Origin of the sequence: Knoellia altitudinis, from assembly GCF_042666355.1 — a bacterium.
In the GTDB taxonomy this organism is placed as follows: domain Bacteria; phylum Actinomycetota; class Actinomycetes; order Actinomycetales; family Dermatophilaceae; genus Knoellia; species Knoellia altitudinis.
Window position 1 is genome coordinate 1,906,873 of the sequence record NZ_JBHTDK010000001.1, and the last position, 13,353, is coordinate 1,920,225.

Here is a 13,353-nt window from a genome sequence, read left to right on the forward strand (position 1 = left end):
GGGAGGAGCAGGCCGGGTCGGTCAGACGTGGCGGTTCTGTCGCTCCCACTGGGAAGCCACCATGAGCTCGTGGTTGGCGCGGGCGAAGTCCATGTCGACGGTCGTCGACCAGCCGGACGTGCCCTGGCGACGGATGCCGCGCAGGCGGTCGGCGATGCGGGCGGCGGTGCTGTGGGTCTGGTTGCGGGGGATCATGAGGACAATGATCCAGCGTTCAACTCCTTAGCACAACGTGACTCTGCTTAGGGGTCGTTAAGCAACGCTGTAGAATGAAGAAATGCTCGACCCGCACCGTCTCCGCGTCTTCCGTGCCGTCGTCGGCAGTGGTTCCGTGCAGGCCGCAGCCGACAACCTGGGGCTCACCTCGAGCGCCGTGAGCCAGCACCTGGGCGCCCTGGCCCGCGAGACGGGGCTCGTGCTCTTCCAGCGTCAGGGGCGTGGCATCACGCCGACACAGGCCGGCCGCGAGCTCGCGGCGCGGAGCGAGGAGGCGATGAGCCAGTGGGGTCGGCTCGACTCCGTCGTCACCGACCTGCGCGAGGGCCGCAGTGGCCGGCTGACCGTGGGCTACTTCGCGTCGGCCGGGTCGGCGTGGATGCCCGATCTCGTCAAACGCCTCGCCCTCGAGCTCCCCGGCCTCACCGTCGACCTCGTCCTCACCGAGGTCACGAGCCGCAACCTCACGCCCGACATCGACATCGTCATCGACCCGCCGGACGGCGGAGGGCGGCCGGGCCATCGTCACGTCCCCCTCGCGAGCGACCCCTTCGTCGCAGTCGTCCCGAGCGCCCATGCCCTGGCGTCTGCTCGCAGCGTCGGGTTGGCGGACCTGCGGGGCGAGACCTGGGTGTCCAACGACGTCATCGGCAGCCAGGGCCACCGGATCGTCGTCTCCGCCTGTGCCGCAGCGGGATTCACTCCACGCTTCACGGTGCAGGCCCAGGAGCACCACTCCGCGATCCAGTTCGTGGCCGCGGGCGTGGGGATCTCGGTGATGCCGCGGCTCGCGGCGCGTGCGCTCCCCTCGGACGTCACCCGCCTGCGCATCACCGACCCCACGCCCGTGCGCGAGATCTCGGCACTCGTGCGTGAGAGCGGCCGGCCCAACCCGGCCGCCGAGCGGCTCCTCGAGATGCTGCTCGAGCTCAACAGGCACCCTGCACGGCGCGGGCGCACCGCCACCCGCTGAGCCCGTCGCCGAGCCGTCAGCCCATCCGGCGAGCGGTATGGGCGCGCGCCGGCGCGAACATGTGTCGTTGACGATGGTGTGCGTCACACACTATCGTGTGAGGCATGGACGATGACCTCATTGCAGGGCACCTGCAGGAGCTGCGCAGGGGCACGGTGGTGCTGGCCTGCCTGACGACCCTCGCCAAGCCTCGATACGGCTACGCGCTGCTGGAGACCCTGGCGGAGGCGGGCTTCGCGGTCGACGGCAACACCCTCTACCCGCTGCTGCGGCGACTCGAGAAGCAGGGGCTGCTCACGAGTGAGTGGAACACCGACGAGGCGCGACCACGCAAGTTCTACCGGGTCAGCCGTGACGGCGCCCGAGTGCTCGACCAGCTGATGACCGAATGGCGCACGCTCGATACCGCGATCGGCGCCCTCGACGGAGGAGACGCACGATGACCGACAACAGGACCAGAACGACGCTCACCGACCGCTACGTCTGGACGGTGACCCGGCACCTGCCCGATGACGTCGGACCCGACGTGGCGCAGGAGCTGCGCGGCACCATCGCCGACGCCGTCGACGGCAAGGTCGAGGCTGGCGTGGACCCCGACGCAGCCGAGGAGCAGGTGATCTCCGAGCTCGGTGACCCCGACGTGCTCGCGCGCCAGTACGGCGGCCGCCCCGGCTACCTCATTGGTCCCGGGGTCTACCCCGACTATGTCCGGCTCATGCGGATCCTCCCGGCCATCGTGCTGCCGATCGTCCTCCTCGCGAACTTCGTCGCACGGGTGACCACGACCGACGAGAACTGGGGCGCGATCCTCCTCGACGCCTTCCTCCTCCTGCTGTCGGTCGCGGTCCACCTGGCCTTCTGGGTGACGCTGACCTTCGCCGTCATCGAGTGGACCCGGCCCGAGGGCGAGCGGGACCGGCCCCTCAGCACGTGGAAGCCCGACCAGCTCACGGCCGAGGTGCCGTGGCGTCACGTGGGGCTGGCCGAGACGCTCTTCCAGGCGCTCTTCGCCGCAGCAATGGCGGTCCTCGTGGCGTGGCAGTTCTCGGGGGTGGGCGGCGACGCCATCCAGGTCCTCAACCCCGACGTCGGCGCCGTCTGGAAGCTCGCCCTCATCGGGCTGTTCGTCCTCGACGCGGCCCTTGCCCTCGTCGTCTGGCGCGTGGGGCGCTGGACCCCCACCCTCGCCGCGGTCAACGTGGCGAGCAACGCTGCCGCGGCGATCCTGCTCATCTGGCTGTTGTCGCGGGGTGAGCTGCTCACCGACCTGCCGACCGTCCTCGGTGAGCGCTTCGGCTGGTCGACGGACTGGTCCATCCCCACCGCCCTCCTGGCCGCAGTCATCGTCGTCATCACCCTCTGGGACGGCATCGAGTCGGTGGTCAAGGCCCGGCGAGCGATCAAGGGACGGCGCGAGCGTCACGGCTGACGATGAAGCCGTTGCCCTCATCGATGGCGTCCTCGTCGCCGGCTCTCGACGCTGTCGATGAGCGCAGCTGCGCTCAGCACCTGTCGAGAGGAATCGGTCATGCAACAACACAGGACACGGTCACTGGTGGGCCGGATGACGGGAGGTTTCGTCGCCGCCGCACTCGCGCTGCTCGGCTCCGTCGCGACATTGCCCGCTGCGTCAGCCGCAGGACCTCGCCCCGTCTTCCAGGTCCCCTTCCCCTGCGGTGAGACGTGGCGGATGACGACCTACGAGGGCCACGGGGGAGGGGACCTCGACTTCAACCTGGCCAGCGGGGCCGAGGATCTGGGCAAGCCGGTCGTCGCCGCCGCGGCGGGCCGAGTCTTCTACTCGGGAGTGCTCGATCCCGGCGGCAACCACATCGAGATCGACCACGGCAACGGCTGGAAGACGGTCTACGCCCACCTGAACACCCGCTCGGTCGCTGCGGGGGCGCAGGTCGCCCAGGGCCAGGTGATCGGCACCGTGGGCAACACCGGGACCTCGACAGGCCCGCACCTGCACTTCGAGACCCGCGCGGACGGGGTCTCGCAACAGGTGTACTTCAACGGCGTCTACGCCGGAGTGAGCGACCTCTCGAACCAGTACGGCCCGGTGTCCATCACCAGCCAGAACTGCGCCGGAGGGTCAGGGACGAGCAGCCCGGCGAGTGGTGACGTGTTCGCCTTCCACCGCAACGACCAGAGCAAGACGTCGGTGCATGGCATGGACAACAGGACGAACTTCCAGAGCTTCTGGATCCAGACCCTCGCCGGCATCCACTCCACCATCGACCCAGCTCGTTTCGAGCATCGAGTGGCCGACTTCAACGCAGACGGAACCGCCGACCTCTACGTCTTCGACCGCGCAGACGCGGGTCAGATCGCGGTGCACGTGCTGGATGGCCGTTCACACTTCCAGAGCTTCGTGGCGCACAGACGCATGCAGCTGCCCGGTATCTCACGCTTCAAGCTGGACGTGGCGGACTACAACGGCGACGGGCGAGCCGAGGTCTACGCCTTCGACACCAACGACAACGGCAGGACGGCCGTCCACGTGCTCGACGCGGCCACGCACTTCGGGACCTTCCTCATGCAGACCCGTTCGGCGCTGGCCGAGACGACGAGTGCGGTCTGGTCGTTCGCTGCTGCCGACTTCAACGGCGACAGGCGGGCGGACGTCTATGCCTTCCACGGGTCTGACACGGGGCGTACGGCGGTCCACGTGCTCGACGCGGCGTCCAACTTCCAAACGTTCTCGATCCACACGCGAACCGCGCTGCCTGCGTTGTCCGGGACGAAGTGGACACTCGACGCGGGTGACTACGACGTCGACGGCAGGGCCGACATCTACGCCATCGACCCCGCTGACGGAGATCGCACGGCGGTGCACGTCCTGTCGCCGACGACCAACTTCCAGTCGTTCACGGTGCAGACGCGGACAGCCCTACCGGTGACGACCGATCCGATCTGGTCGACGTCCGTAGTGCCCTGACCCCTGGGTTCGGCCGAGCGCCCGTCCCCAGCCCAGGCCCTCGAGGCCGGCAGGGGACGGGCCTCAGGGTCGCGAGTGAGGCGGGTGGATCACCGTGGTCGCGACGACGGCCGACGGGTTGAGCGGACCGTGGATGTGCGGGAACTCCTCACCCGTCTCGGGGTTGCCCACCTCGCGCAGCAACGGTGACTCGAGCAGCTCGGGGTCGATGGTGAGCAGGAGGAGGTCGTGCGGGACGTCGGCATAGAACGTCGTCAGGACGAAGTCGAGCTGGTCGGGGTCGCAACAGTGGATGAAGCCCTCCTCCGCCAGGATGCGTCCCAGCGTCGACTCCGTGAAGGTGCCGTCCGCCACGGCCTGCGCCCACGTCTGCGGGCTGGTGAGGTGGAGGACGACACCGCGGGGGGGCGTGGGCGGTGCGGTCACTTCTGGGTGACCTTGTCGATCGACATGACGAGGATGACGCGGTCGGCCTTGTCGGGCGGGACCGGCGTCTCGGGGTTGCCGTAGCGCGCGCCGAGCACCGGGTAGAACGCGCCCTCGGGGTCGGGGACGACCTCGACGAGGCGCCCGCGCAGCTCGACGAAGCGGTAGGCGTCGTCAGGGTCGATGACCTCCATCGCCATCGCCGGGTTCTGCTGCAGGTTGCGGAACTTCGCTCGCTTCGTGGTGTGCGTGAACCGGATGGTGTCGCTCTCGGCGTCGAAGAGGAACCACATCGGGTTGACCTGCGGTGTGCCGTCAGGCCGCACCGTCGCGAGGTGCCCGTAGTTCGGGTCGGTGAGCAGGTGGACGAATTCGTCGGGGACAGTCGCCATGGATCCCAACCTACGCCGCGGCATACGCTCTCGCTCATGACGATCCGTGAGGCGACACCCGACGACGTCCCGGCCATCCTCCAGCTCGTCCGCGACCTCGCGGCCTACGAGAAGGAGCCGGACGCCGTCGAGGCGACCGAGGAGCACTTCCGCGCCGCGCTCTTCCCGGAGAGCGGCGCCCCGACGACGTTCGCGCACGTGGCGGAGGTCGACGGCGAGGTCGTCGGGATGGCGGTCTGGTTCGTCACCTTCTCGACCTGGACGGGGGTCAACGGCATCTGGCTCGAGGACCTCTTCGTCCAGCCGGAGCAGCGCGGCAGCGGCATCGGCCGCGAGCTCCTCGCGACGCTCGCGCGCACCTGCGTCGAGCGCGGCTACCAGCGCCTCGAGTGGTGGGTCCTCAACTGGAACGAGCCGAGCATCGGGTTCTATCGCAGCCTCGGCGCCGTGCCGCAGGACGAGTGGACCGACTTCCGGTTGTCCGGTGACGCGCTCGCCGCCCTGGGCAGCGGCGCCCGCCGCCCCCACGACTTCCCCGGCTGACGACAGGACGAGGACAGGACGCGGTATGCCGGCCGCTCGTCGTGAGCGGCCGGCATACCTTGTGCGTGGTGGTCCGGTCACGGCCAGATCGAGGTGACCCACTCCGGGTGGTCGATGAACGGGTTGCGGTTGCCCTGCCACTGGGCGTGGATGCGGTCGTTGCGCCGCTTCTCGAAGGTCGAGGGCGGGTCGGCCGCGCTCCAGGCCTTGAGCGTCGTGAGCTTGCCGACGTAGGGCGAGGAGCCGTTGCCCGCAATGTTGTTGGGCTCGAGGTTGGCGAAGCCGTCGCCGCCCTCGTAGCGGATCGCCATGTAGAGGATCATCCGGGCGACGTCACCCTTGACGGAGTCGCGCGGCTCGAACGAGTCGCCGTCGCGCCAGCAGTCGGAGCACTGGTTGACCGCCGAGCCGCCGTTGTCGAAGTCGAGGTTGCCGCGGTCGGAGTTCACGGTGACGTCCTCGGGGCGGAGGTGGTGGACGTCGGTGCCGGGGCCGGGGGTCGTGCCGATGCTGCCGTGGCTCTGGGGCCACACGTGCTCACGGTTCCACTGGTCCACGCCACCACCGTTGTCGGACTTGGCGATCGAGCGACCTGAGTAGATCTCGATGACGTTGGCGGTGTTGGCGGGGTCCTGGTCGGTGTCCTTGAGTGCGGTCCACACCTGGTCGTAGGTGAGGACCGTCTGCTCGCTGATGATGCCGTGGAGCGCGGTGCGCAGGGCCGAGCCCGACTTGCCGAGGGCACTCGCGTAGTAGGTGTCCGTGCCACCGCCAGTGGGAGTGGGGGTGGGTGTCGGGGTCGGCGTCCCGGTCGGCGTGGGCGTGGGTGTCGTGCCGACGGACGAGATCGCGGTCGGTGACTTCAGCCCTGCGTGGGAGAAGTAGGCCGACAGCGGTCCCGTCACGTCGAGGACCCTGCCCATGAGGGACGGGTTGCTCTTGAGCCCCCAGGCGCTGCGCCACTGCGTCGTCAGCTGGACGTAGAGCATCTTGCTCGTGTCGCTCTGGCCGGCGGTGTCTGCCAGGGCGATGGCGTAGTCCGCGCTGAACCCGCTGCGGTTGACCGTCGTCGTCGCGACCGGCTCGCCGACGACGTAGCCGCGCACGGTCTGCGACGTGCCGTTCTGGGTGGCGATCGCCTGGGCCACGGTCAGCGGGGTGGCGGCGACCGCCGTGCGCGCCGTGATGGCGGTGAGCGAGAGCGCGCTGAGGAGGGCCACCACGAGCAGCGCCACGAGGGTCGTGACGCGCCTGGAGGTCTGGTGGAGATGGGGCCCGGTGGTGGGGGCCTCAGAGGTGAGGGGCGCGGTGGTGGGCATGCCGCTCAGCCTGCACGCGGCATACGCCGCAGTGGGCAAAGCGCAGGTGCGGAGTCGGCATGATTTCGGCAAAGACGCCCCCACTCGGGGGCCGACCCCGAGTGCCCTCAGGGTCATCCAAGGGATCGGTCGGGTGCCGTCCCCGATGTGTGGGCCCGTGACCGCACGCGAGGGTTGCCCTCATGATCACCGTCGAGTCACTCACCAGGAAGTACGGCGACCACGTCGCCGTCGACAACGTCTCCTTCACCGCCCGCCCCGGCCGGGTCACCGGCTTCCTCGGTCCCAACGGGGCCGGCAAGTCCACGACGATGCGCGTGATGGTCGGGCTCACCCCGCCCACCAGCGGGTCGGCCACCATCGAGGGCAAGCGCTTCGTCGACCTGCCCAACCCGGGGCTCGAGGTCGGCGTCCTGCTCGATGCCTCGGCCCAGCACGCCGGTCGCACCGGGCGCGAGATCCTCACCGTCGCCGCCATGACGATGGGCCTGCCCGCGTCCCGCGTCGACGCGATGCTCCAGCGGGTGAGCCTCACCCCGACCGAGGCCGGTCGGCGGGTGCGCAACTACTCGCTCGGCATGCGCCAGCGGCTCGGCATCGCCACCGCGCTCATCGGGGACCCCCACGTGCTCATCCTCGACGAGCCCGCCAACGGCCTCGACCCGGCGGGCATCCGGTGGATGCGCGACCTCTTGCGTGGCTACGCCAACGCCGGGGGCACCGTGCTGCTGTCCTCCCACCTGCTCCACGAGATCGAGGTCATCGCCGACGACATCGTCGTCATCGGCAACGGGCGGATCGTCGCCCAGGGCACCAAGGACGAGCTCCTCGCCGCCGCCGGCACCGTCGTCCGCACGCCCGATCGCACCGCGCTGTCCGAGGCCCTCACCCGGGGCGGGGTGGAGTTCACCACGTCCGACGACGGGGCCCTGCGCACCACGGCCGACCCGACGCTCGTCGGCCAGATCGCCCGCGACGCCGGGTGCGCCCTCACCGAGCTCAAGTCCGCAGACGGTGCGGGACTCGAGGAGATGTTCCTCGAGCTCACCGCCGACACCCAGCGAGAAGGAGTAGCGGCATGACCGCCACGACCGCACCAGCGTCGACGACCTCGACCTCGACGACCTCGACGACCCCGGCCTCGGCCGACGGCCTCACCGCCAGCCCGGCTGCCGCGCAGCGGCGCTCGGTGCCCGCCGCGATCCCCACCAGCCGACTGCTCAAGGTCGAGCTGCGCAAGATGTTCAACACCCGCTCGGGGATGTGGCTCATGTGCAGCATCGCGATCCTCGCCGTCCTGGCGACGGGGTCCGTCATGCTCTTCGGCGGGGACGCGGACCTGACCTACGACAACTTCGGTGCCGCTGTCGGCTTCCCGATGGTGATCATCCTCCCGATCATCGCGACCCTCTCGGTGACGAGTGAGTGGAGCCAGCGAAGCGGCCTCACGACCTTCACGCTCGTGCCGCACCGCGGCCGGGTCATCACGGCCAAGCTGGCGGTGGCGGTCGCGGTCGGTGTCGCGGCCATGGGCGTGGCGCTGGCAGTCGGTGCCCTGGGCAACTTGCTCGGAGCAGCCCTCGCCGGCATCGACCCGGTCTGGGACCTCTCCGTCCCGCAGATGCTCACGATCACCCTCGCCACCGTGCTCAGCATGCTCATCGGCTTCATGCTCGGTGTCCTCATCCGCAACTCACCGGGCGCCATCGTGGGCTACTTCGTCTACAACTTCGTCCTCACGCCCCTGACCATGCTCCTGGCCTCGAGCCAGGAGTGGTTCCGGGACCTGCAGCCGTGGGTGGACTTCAACTTCGCCCAGGGCGCCCTCTTCGAGGGTGACCTGACGGGCACGCAGTGGGCACAGCTGGGGGTCACCGGCCTGTTCTGGCTGGCCATCCCGCTCGCGGTCGGCCTGTTCCTGGTCCGTCGCTCCGAGGTCAAGTAGCACCACGAGGTCCATGCCGCTCGGTCGGGTTGTCACAGAACCCGACCGGGCGGCGTCTTCATGTCGAGGGCAGCGCAGGGCGGCCCTTCACTGACACGAAGGAGATGGACATGAGCAGGACCACCCAGAGCGCCAGGATCCCCACCGGCGAGGTCGACGGCCTCTTCGGAGCCGTCGTCAAGGTGATGTCGCGCCGCATGTTCGGCAAGGTGCCCGAGTCCATGGGCGTCATGTGGCACCACAAGGACGTGCTCAAGGCGTCGATGGGCTACGGGCGGAAGGTGGAGAAGTGGGACGCCGTCGACAAGGACGTCGTGGCGTACGCCGCGATGGCCACGGCGGCATACATCGGGTGCAGCTGGTGCCTGGACTTCCACTACTTCCTGTCGCACCACAAGGGGCTCGACGAGACCAAGGCGCGCGAGGTCCCGCGCTGGCGCGAGTCCACGCTGTTCAGCCCGGTCGAGAGGCGGGCCATGGAGTACGCCGAGGCGATGTCCCAGACGCCGGTGGCGGTCACCGACGAGCTGTCCGCGGCACTCCTCGAGGACCTCGGCCCGGCCGGCCTCGTCGAGCTCACCGCTCGGGTGGGGTTCATGAACGCCACCGCCCGCGGCAACGTCGCGATGGGCATCCACTCCGAGGAGTTCGCGGACGCCTGCGGTCTTCCACCCCTCTCCGCGCCCTCGGCCCGCGCGGCGACCGTAACCTCGGTGGCATGAACGCAGACGTCACGACCGCGGAGGCCAGTGACCCGTTCAGCACCCACCGCAGCCTGCTCTTCACGGTGGCCTACGAGATGCTCGGCTCGGCCGCCGATGCCGAGGACGTCGTCCAGGACGCCTGGCTCAAGTGGGACAGGGTCGACCAGGGCGAGGTCCAGGACCCGCGGGCCTACCTCGTGCGGGTCGTGAGCCGGACCGCGCTCGACCGGCTCCGGACGGTGTCCCGGCGACGGGAGGACTACGTCGGACCGTGGCTGCCCGAGCCGCTGGTCACGACCCGCGACGTGGCCGAGGACGTCGAGCTCGCCGACAGCCTGTCGATGGCCATGCTGCTCGTCCTCGAGACGCTCTCGCCGACCGAGCGCGTCGTCTTCGTCCTGCGCGAGGTCTTCGCCCTGGACTACGACGAGCTGGCCGAGGCGGTCGAGAAGACGCCGGAGGCGGTGCGCCAGATCGCCCATCGGGCCCGCTCCCACGTCGCCGCCCGGCGGCCCCGTGGCCGGACCACCCCGGACCAGGCGCGGGGAGCGTTCGAGGCGTTCCAGCGTGCCGTCACGACGGGTGACCTGCAGGCTCTCGTCGACGTCCTCGCCCCCGACGTCGTCATGCTCGGTGACGGTGGCGGCATCAAGCAGGCGCTGGCCCACCCGGTCGTCGGCGTCGACAAGGTGTCGCGCCTGCTCCTGGGTGGCTTCGGCAAGTTCGGGGCCGTCACGTTCGAGCCGGTCGACGTCAACGGCCGCCCGGCCCTCGTCGTCCACCTCGAGGGCGCGCTCGACAGCATCCTCACGGTGGAGGTCGCGGACGGGCTCATCACCGGCGTCTATGCCGTCCGCAACCCCGAGAAGCTGTCGCGCATCGGCGCCGAGACCGACGTCAGCCGCTGAGGGTGGTGGTCAGCGCTTGAAGATCTCGGCGGCCGGAGGTGCCGCGAAGGGTGCGACGGCGTCCCACTCCGTGAAGGTGAGCTCGCCGGGCTCGTCCTTGGGGCCGGTGAGCTTGAGAAGCCGGTTCTTGCCGTCGGCCGAGGTGACCAGCGAGCCGTTGTCGGCGACCTTGTCGGTCACGACATAGACCTTCGCGCCGTCCAGGGTGCTCTCCTTGACCGACGTGAGGACCGCCTCGAGCTTGCCGAGGTCGGAGTCCTCGAACAGCTCCTTGAGCAGTGTGCTCACCGTGGTGTCAGCCATCCCCTTGGCCTCCTCTGGCGGCAGCTCGATCCACTTGGCTCCGATGGCATCGGCTGCTGCGGCGTCCCCGGTGCTCTTGGTCCAGAAGGTGCTGTCGCCCTTGACCCAGTACTTGCCCGCCACCGTACGGACGGTCGCCGTGCCGTCCGCGCCGATCGTGACACTGGCTTCCTGGTTCTTGCCGTCGGTCGTGCCACTGAGGTCGATCGAGGTCTTCTCACCGTCCTCGGTGAAGCTGCCCTTGACGTGGGCGCTCTTGGCCGAGAGCGCCGCGTCGCGGACCTGCTTGTAGAGGGCGCCGGCAGCGGGCGCCTTGGCCTTGGTCGGCTTGGCAGAGGCGGAGGCGGAGGCAGAGGTGGACGGCTTGACCTCGGTGGCGGTGTCCGAGTCCCCGCCGCAGGCGGTGAGCGAGACGCAGAGTGAGGATGCTGCGAGAACGGGTACGCAGCGGCGAAGGACGGTGTTCACGTTGCAGTCTCCCCAAGGCTCAGGCCTCGCTGACCCCAGCGAGCGATGAGCGAGACTAACTCACGGCGATCAGTCCCGCTCAGCTACGAGGAACATTGCGCTCGATCTCGGCCAGCCAGGCCGCGGACGAGACGTCGGACGGCATGCGCCAGTCACCACGAGGCGACATCGTGCCGCCGCCGACGACCTTGGGCCCGTTGGGCAGCGCGCTGCGCTTGAACTGGTTGGCGAAGTAGCGCTTGACGAAGACCTCCAGCCAGTGCCGGATCGTCGCGAGGTCGTATGCCGGACGCTCACCTTCGGGATAGCCCGCCGGCCAGCTCCCGTGTGTCGCGTCGGACCAGGCGTGCTCGGCGAGGAAGGCGATCTTGCTCGGCCGGTAGCCCCAGCGCAGGACGTGGTAGAGCGTGAAGTCCTGGAGGGCGTACGGCCCCACGGAGTCCTCGGTGGACTGGATCCGCTCACCCTCCTTCGTCGGGACCAGCTCGGGGCTGATCTCCTGCTCGAGGATCTCGGAGAGGGTCTGGTTCACGGTCTCGCCGCCGCTGCCCTCCCCCTCGAACTGACCGGAGGAGACCACCCACCGGATGAGGTGCTGCATGAGCGTCTTGGGGACGCCGGTGTTCACGCCGTAGTGGCTCATCTGGTCACCGACGCCGTAGGTGCACCAGCCGAGCGCGAGCTCCGAGAGGTCGCCGGTGCCGAGGACGATGCCACCGCGCTGGTTCGCCGCGCGGAAGAGGTAGTCGGTGCGCAAGCCGGCCTGGACGTTCTCGAAGGTGACGTCGTAGACCTCCTCCCCCCTGCCGAAGGGGTGGCCGAGGTCGGTGAGCATCTGTGTCGCGGCGGGCCGGATGTCGAGCGTCTCGTAGGTGATGCCGAGCGACTCCATGAGGTGGACGGCGTTGCTCCTGGTGCCCTCGCTCGTCGCGAACCCCGGCATGGTGAAGCCGATGATGTCGGTGCGGGGGCGGCCGAGCCGGTCGAGCGCCTTGGCGGCGACGATGAGCGCGTGGGTGCTGTCGAGGCCGCCGCTGACCCCGATGACGATCTTGGGCTGGCCGATGGCACGCAGGCGCTGCTCGAGGCCGGACACCTGGATGTTGTAGGCCTCGTAGCAGTCGAGGGCCAGGCGCTCGGGGTCGTCGGGGACGAACGGGAAGCGGTCGAGCTTGCGGCGCAGCCCGATGTCTCCGGTGGGTGGCTCGAGCTCGAACGCGATGACGCGGAACGACTCACCGCCCGGCTCGCCGATGCCCTCGACCCTCCGGTTGTCGTCGAAGCTGCCCTGCCGGATGCGCTCCTGCCGCAACAGGTCGAGGTCGACGTCGACGACGGTCGCCTGCGGTCCGCTCGGAAAGCGCTCGGTCTCGCCGAGGAGGTCGCCCAGCTCGTAGACCATCGTCATGCCGTCCCACGAGAGGTCGGTGGTCGACTCACCCTCGGACGCGGCGGCATACAGGTATGCCGCGTTGCACCGTGCGCTCGCGGAGCGCGCGAGCAGGTGTCGCTCGTCGGCGCGTCCGACGGTGATGGGGGAGGCGCTGAGGTTGAGGAGCACGGTCGCCCCGGCGAGCGCGGCGCGGTGGCTCGGCGGCACCGGCACCCACAGGTCCTCGCAGATCTCGACGTGGACGGTCAGACCGGGGACGTCGGTCGCCTCGAAGAGCAGGTCGGTGCCGTAGGCGATGTCGCCGTCCTCGTCGGCACCCGGCCAGTGCGGACGGTTGATGAGGGTGTCGACCGCGTCGTCGCCGGCGGCGAACCAGCGCTTCTCGTAGAACTCGCGGTAGTTGGGGAGGTAGGACTTCGGCGCGACCCCGATGACCTCGCCGCCCTGGATGACCACGGCGCAGTTGAGCAGCCGGTTGCCGATCAGCAGCGGGGCGCCGACGACGACCATCGGGGTGAGCTTGGCGGTCGCGTCGGCGATGGCGACGATCGCCCGGTCGACCTCCTCGAGCAGGACGTCCTGCATGAAGAGGTCGTCGATGGCATAGCCGGACAGGCCCAGCTCGGGGAAGAGCGCGACGGCCACTCCGTCCTCGTGGAGCGTGCGGACCTGCTCGATGGTGGCCTCCGCGTTCTTGGCGGGGTCGGCCATCGTCACGGGCAGCGTGCAGGCGGCCACGCGGGCGAATCCGTGCGCGTAGGCGTTGCGGAAGTCCATGGGCCAAGTCTGTCAGGTGCACCGACCCAGGGCCGTCAGGTG

Annotated in this window: 15 protein-coding genes; 9 read left to right on the forward strand and 6 right to left on the reverse strand. The window is 69.5% G+C overall.

What is annotated here, in order from left to right; translation table 11 throughout:
* Positions 1–21: 21 nt before the first annotated feature.
* Positions 22–195 carry a hypothetical protein gene (locus ACFQW8_RS08960; RefSeq protein ID WP_380086665.1) on the reverse strand — a complete coding sequence of 58 codons (174 nt, stop codon included), beginning with the start codon at positions 193–195 and terminating at the stop codon, positions 22–24.
* 82 nt (positions 196–277) lie between these two features.
* Between ACFQW8_RS08960 and ACFQW8_RS08965 the strand changes: the two genes are divergently transcribed.
* From ACFQW8_RS08965 to ACFQW8_RS08980, 4 genes are all read left to right on the forward strand, one after another.
* Positions 278–1,189, forward strand: coding sequence for a LysR family transcriptional regulator (locus ACFQW8_RS08965; protein WP_380086666.1), 912 nt, complete (start codon positions 278–280; stop codon positions 1,187–1,189).
* 104 nt (positions 1,190–1,293) lie between these two features.
* Complete coding sequence (locus ACFQW8_RS08970) at positions 1,294–1,632, forward strand: PadR family transcriptional regulator (protein ID WP_380086667.1); 339 nt, start codon at positions 1,294–1,296, stop codon at positions 1,630–1,632.
* A complete protein-coding gene (locus tag ACFQW8_RS08975) occupies positions 1,629–2,618 on the forward strand; it encodes a permease prefix domain 1-containing protein (RefSeq protein ID WP_380086668.1) in 990 nt (329 codons plus the stop codon). Before ACFQW8_RS08970 ends, ACFQW8_RS08975 begins: the two co-directional genes overlap by 4 nt.
* Before the next feature lie 135 nt (positions 2,619–2,753).
* On the forward strand, positions 2,754–4,133 hold the full coding sequence (locus tag ACFQW8_RS08980) for a peptidoglycan DD-metalloendopeptidase family protein (RefSeq protein WP_380086669.1): 1,380 nt from the start codon (positions 2,754–2,756) through the stop codon (positions 4,131–4,133).
* 63 nt (positions 4,134–4,196) lie between these two features.
* On the opposite strand, the gene ACFQW8_RS08985 is transcribed toward ACFQW8_RS08980, so the two are convergent.
* Both ACFQW8_RS08985 and ACFQW8_RS08990 read right to left on the reverse strand, forming a co-directional pair.
* Positions 4,197–4,559: a DUF952 domain-containing protein gene (locus ACFQW8_RS08985; RefSeq protein ID WP_380086670.1), complete on the reverse strand. Its 363-nt coding sequence runs from the start codon at positions 4,557–4,559 to the stop codon at positions 4,197–4,199.
* Positions 4,556–4,951, reverse strand: a complete 396-nt coding sequence (locus ACFQW8_RS08990; protein ID WP_380086671.1) for a PPOX class F420-dependent oxidoreductase — start codon at positions 4,949–4,951, stop codon at positions 4,556–4,558. Before ACFQW8_RS08990 ends, ACFQW8_RS08985 begins: the two co-directional genes overlap by 4 nt.
* Positions 4,952–4,987: 36 nt before the next feature.
* Here ACFQW8_RS08990 and ACFQW8_RS08995 point away from each other — a divergent pair, with 36 nt between their 5' ends.
* Positions 4,988–5,494 carry a GNAT family N-acetyltransferase gene (locus ACFQW8_RS08995; protein WP_380086672.1) on the forward strand — a complete coding sequence of 169 codons (507 nt, stop codon included), beginning with the start codon at positions 4,988–4,990 and terminating at the stop codon, positions 5,492–5,494.
* A 77-nt stretch (positions 5,495–5,571) separates the two neighbouring features.
* Here ACFQW8_RS08995 and ACFQW8_RS09000 read toward each other — a convergent pair whose 3' ends face one another.
* Entirely contained in the window at positions 5,572–6,813 is a 1,242-nt protein-coding gene (locus tag ACFQW8_RS09000; RefSeq protein WP_380086673.1) for an endonuclease, read from the reverse strand.
* A gap of 182 nt (positions 6,814–6,995) precedes the next feature.
* Here ACFQW8_RS09000 and ACFQW8_RS09005 point away from each other — a divergent pair, with 182 nt between their 5' ends.
* From ACFQW8_RS09005 to ACFQW8_RS09020, 4 genes are all read left to right on the forward strand, one after another.
* Entirely contained in the window at positions 6,996–7,895 is a 900-nt protein-coding gene (locus tag ACFQW8_RS09005) for an ABC transporter ATP-binding protein (RefSeq protein ID WP_380086674.1), read from the forward strand.
* Positions 7,892–8,758 (forward strand): ABC transporter permease, encoded by an 867-nt coding sequence (locus tag ACFQW8_RS09010; RefSeq protein WP_380086675.1) that lies wholly within the window; start codon positions 7,892–7,894, stop codon positions 8,756–8,758. Before ACFQW8_RS09005 ends, ACFQW8_RS09010 begins: the two co-directional genes overlap by 4 nt.
* 110 nt (positions 8,759–8,868) lie before the next feature.
* The gene (locus ACFQW8_RS09015; protein ID WP_380086676.1) at positions 8,869–9,480 is read left to right on the forward strand and encodes a carboxymuconolactone decarboxylase family protein; all 612 of its coding nucleotides are present in this window, start codon (positions 8,869–8,871) and stop codon (positions 9,478–9,480) included.
* Positions 9,477–10,370, forward strand: a complete 894-nt coding sequence (locus ACFQW8_RS09020; protein ID WP_380086677.1) for an RNA polymerase sigma-70 factor — start codon at positions 9,477–9,479, stop codon at positions 10,368–10,370. Before ACFQW8_RS09015 ends, ACFQW8_RS09020 begins: the two co-directional genes overlap by 4 nt.
* A 9-nt stretch (positions 10,371–10,379) precedes the next feature.
* Here the strand turns inward: ACFQW8_RS09020 and ACFQW8_RS09025 are convergent, their stop codons facing one another.
* Positions 10,380–11,141: a hypothetical protein gene (locus ACFQW8_RS09025; protein WP_380086678.1), complete on the reverse strand. Its 762-nt coding sequence runs from the start codon at positions 11,139–11,141 to the stop codon at positions 10,380–10,382.
* Between the two features lie 79 nt (positions 11,142–11,220).
* Complete coding sequence (locus ACFQW8_RS09030; RefSeq protein ID WP_380086679.1) at positions 11,221–13,311, reverse strand: NAD(+) synthase; 2,091 nt, start codon at positions 13,309–13,311, stop codon at positions 11,221–11,223.
* Positions 13,312–13,353 lie beyond the last annotated feature (42 nt).

Excerpts from the sequence above, each read along its gene's own strand:
- ACFQW8_RS08990 (WP_380086671.1), bottom strand. The coding sequence starts at position 4,951 with ATGGCGACTGTCCCCGACGAATTCGTCCACCTGCTCACCGACCCGAAC.
- ACFQW8_RS08960 (WP_380086665.1), bottom strand. The coding sequence starts at position 195 with ATGATCCCCCGCAACCAGACCCACAGCACCGCCGCCCGCATCGCCGAC.
- ACFQW8_RS09005 (WP_380086674.1), top strand. The coding sequence starts at position 6,996 with ATGATCACCGTCGAGTCACTCACCAGGAAGTACGGCGACCACGTCGCC.
- ACFQW8_RS08965 (WP_380086666.1), top strand. The coding sequence starts at position 278 with ATGCTCGACCCGCACCGTCTCCGCGTCTTCCGTGCCGTCGTCGGCAGT.
- ACFQW8_RS08995 (WP_380086672.1), top strand. The coding sequence starts at position 4,988 with ATGACGATCCGTGAGGCGACACCCGACGACGTCCCGGCCATCCTCCAG.
- ACFQW8_RS09000 (WP_380086673.1), bottom strand. The coding sequence starts at position 6,813 with ATGCCCACCACCGCGCCCCTCACCTCTGAGGCCCCCACCACCGGGCCC.
- ACFQW8_RS08980 (WP_380086669.1), top strand. The coding sequence starts at position 2,754 with ATGACGGGAGGTTTCGTCGCCGCCGCACTCGCGCTGCTCGGCTCCGTC.
- ACFQW8_RS09020 (WP_380086677.1), top strand. The coding sequence starts at position 9,477 with ATGAACGCAGACGTCACGACCGCGGAGGCCAGTGACCCGTTCAGCACC.
- ACFQW8_RS08975 (WP_380086668.1), top strand. The coding sequence starts at position 1,629 with ATGACCGACAACAGGACCAGAACGACGCTCACCGACCGCTACGTCTGG.
- ACFQW8_RS09010 (WP_380086675.1), top strand. The coding sequence starts at position 7,892 with ATGACCGCCACGACCGCACCAGCGTCGACGACCTCGACCTCGACGACC.
- ACFQW8_RS09030 (WP_380086679.1), bottom strand. The coding sequence starts at position 13,311 with ATGGACTTCCGCAACGCCTACGCGCACGGATTCGCCCGCGTGGCCGCC.
- ACFQW8_RS08970 (WP_380086667.1), top strand. The coding sequence starts at position 1,294 with ATGGACGATGACCTCATTGCAGGGCACCTGCAGGAGCTGCGCAGGGGC.
- ACFQW8_RS09015 (WP_380086676.1), top strand. The coding sequence starts at position 8,869 with ATGAGCAGGACCACCCAGAGCGCCAGGATCCCCACCGGCGAGGTCGAC.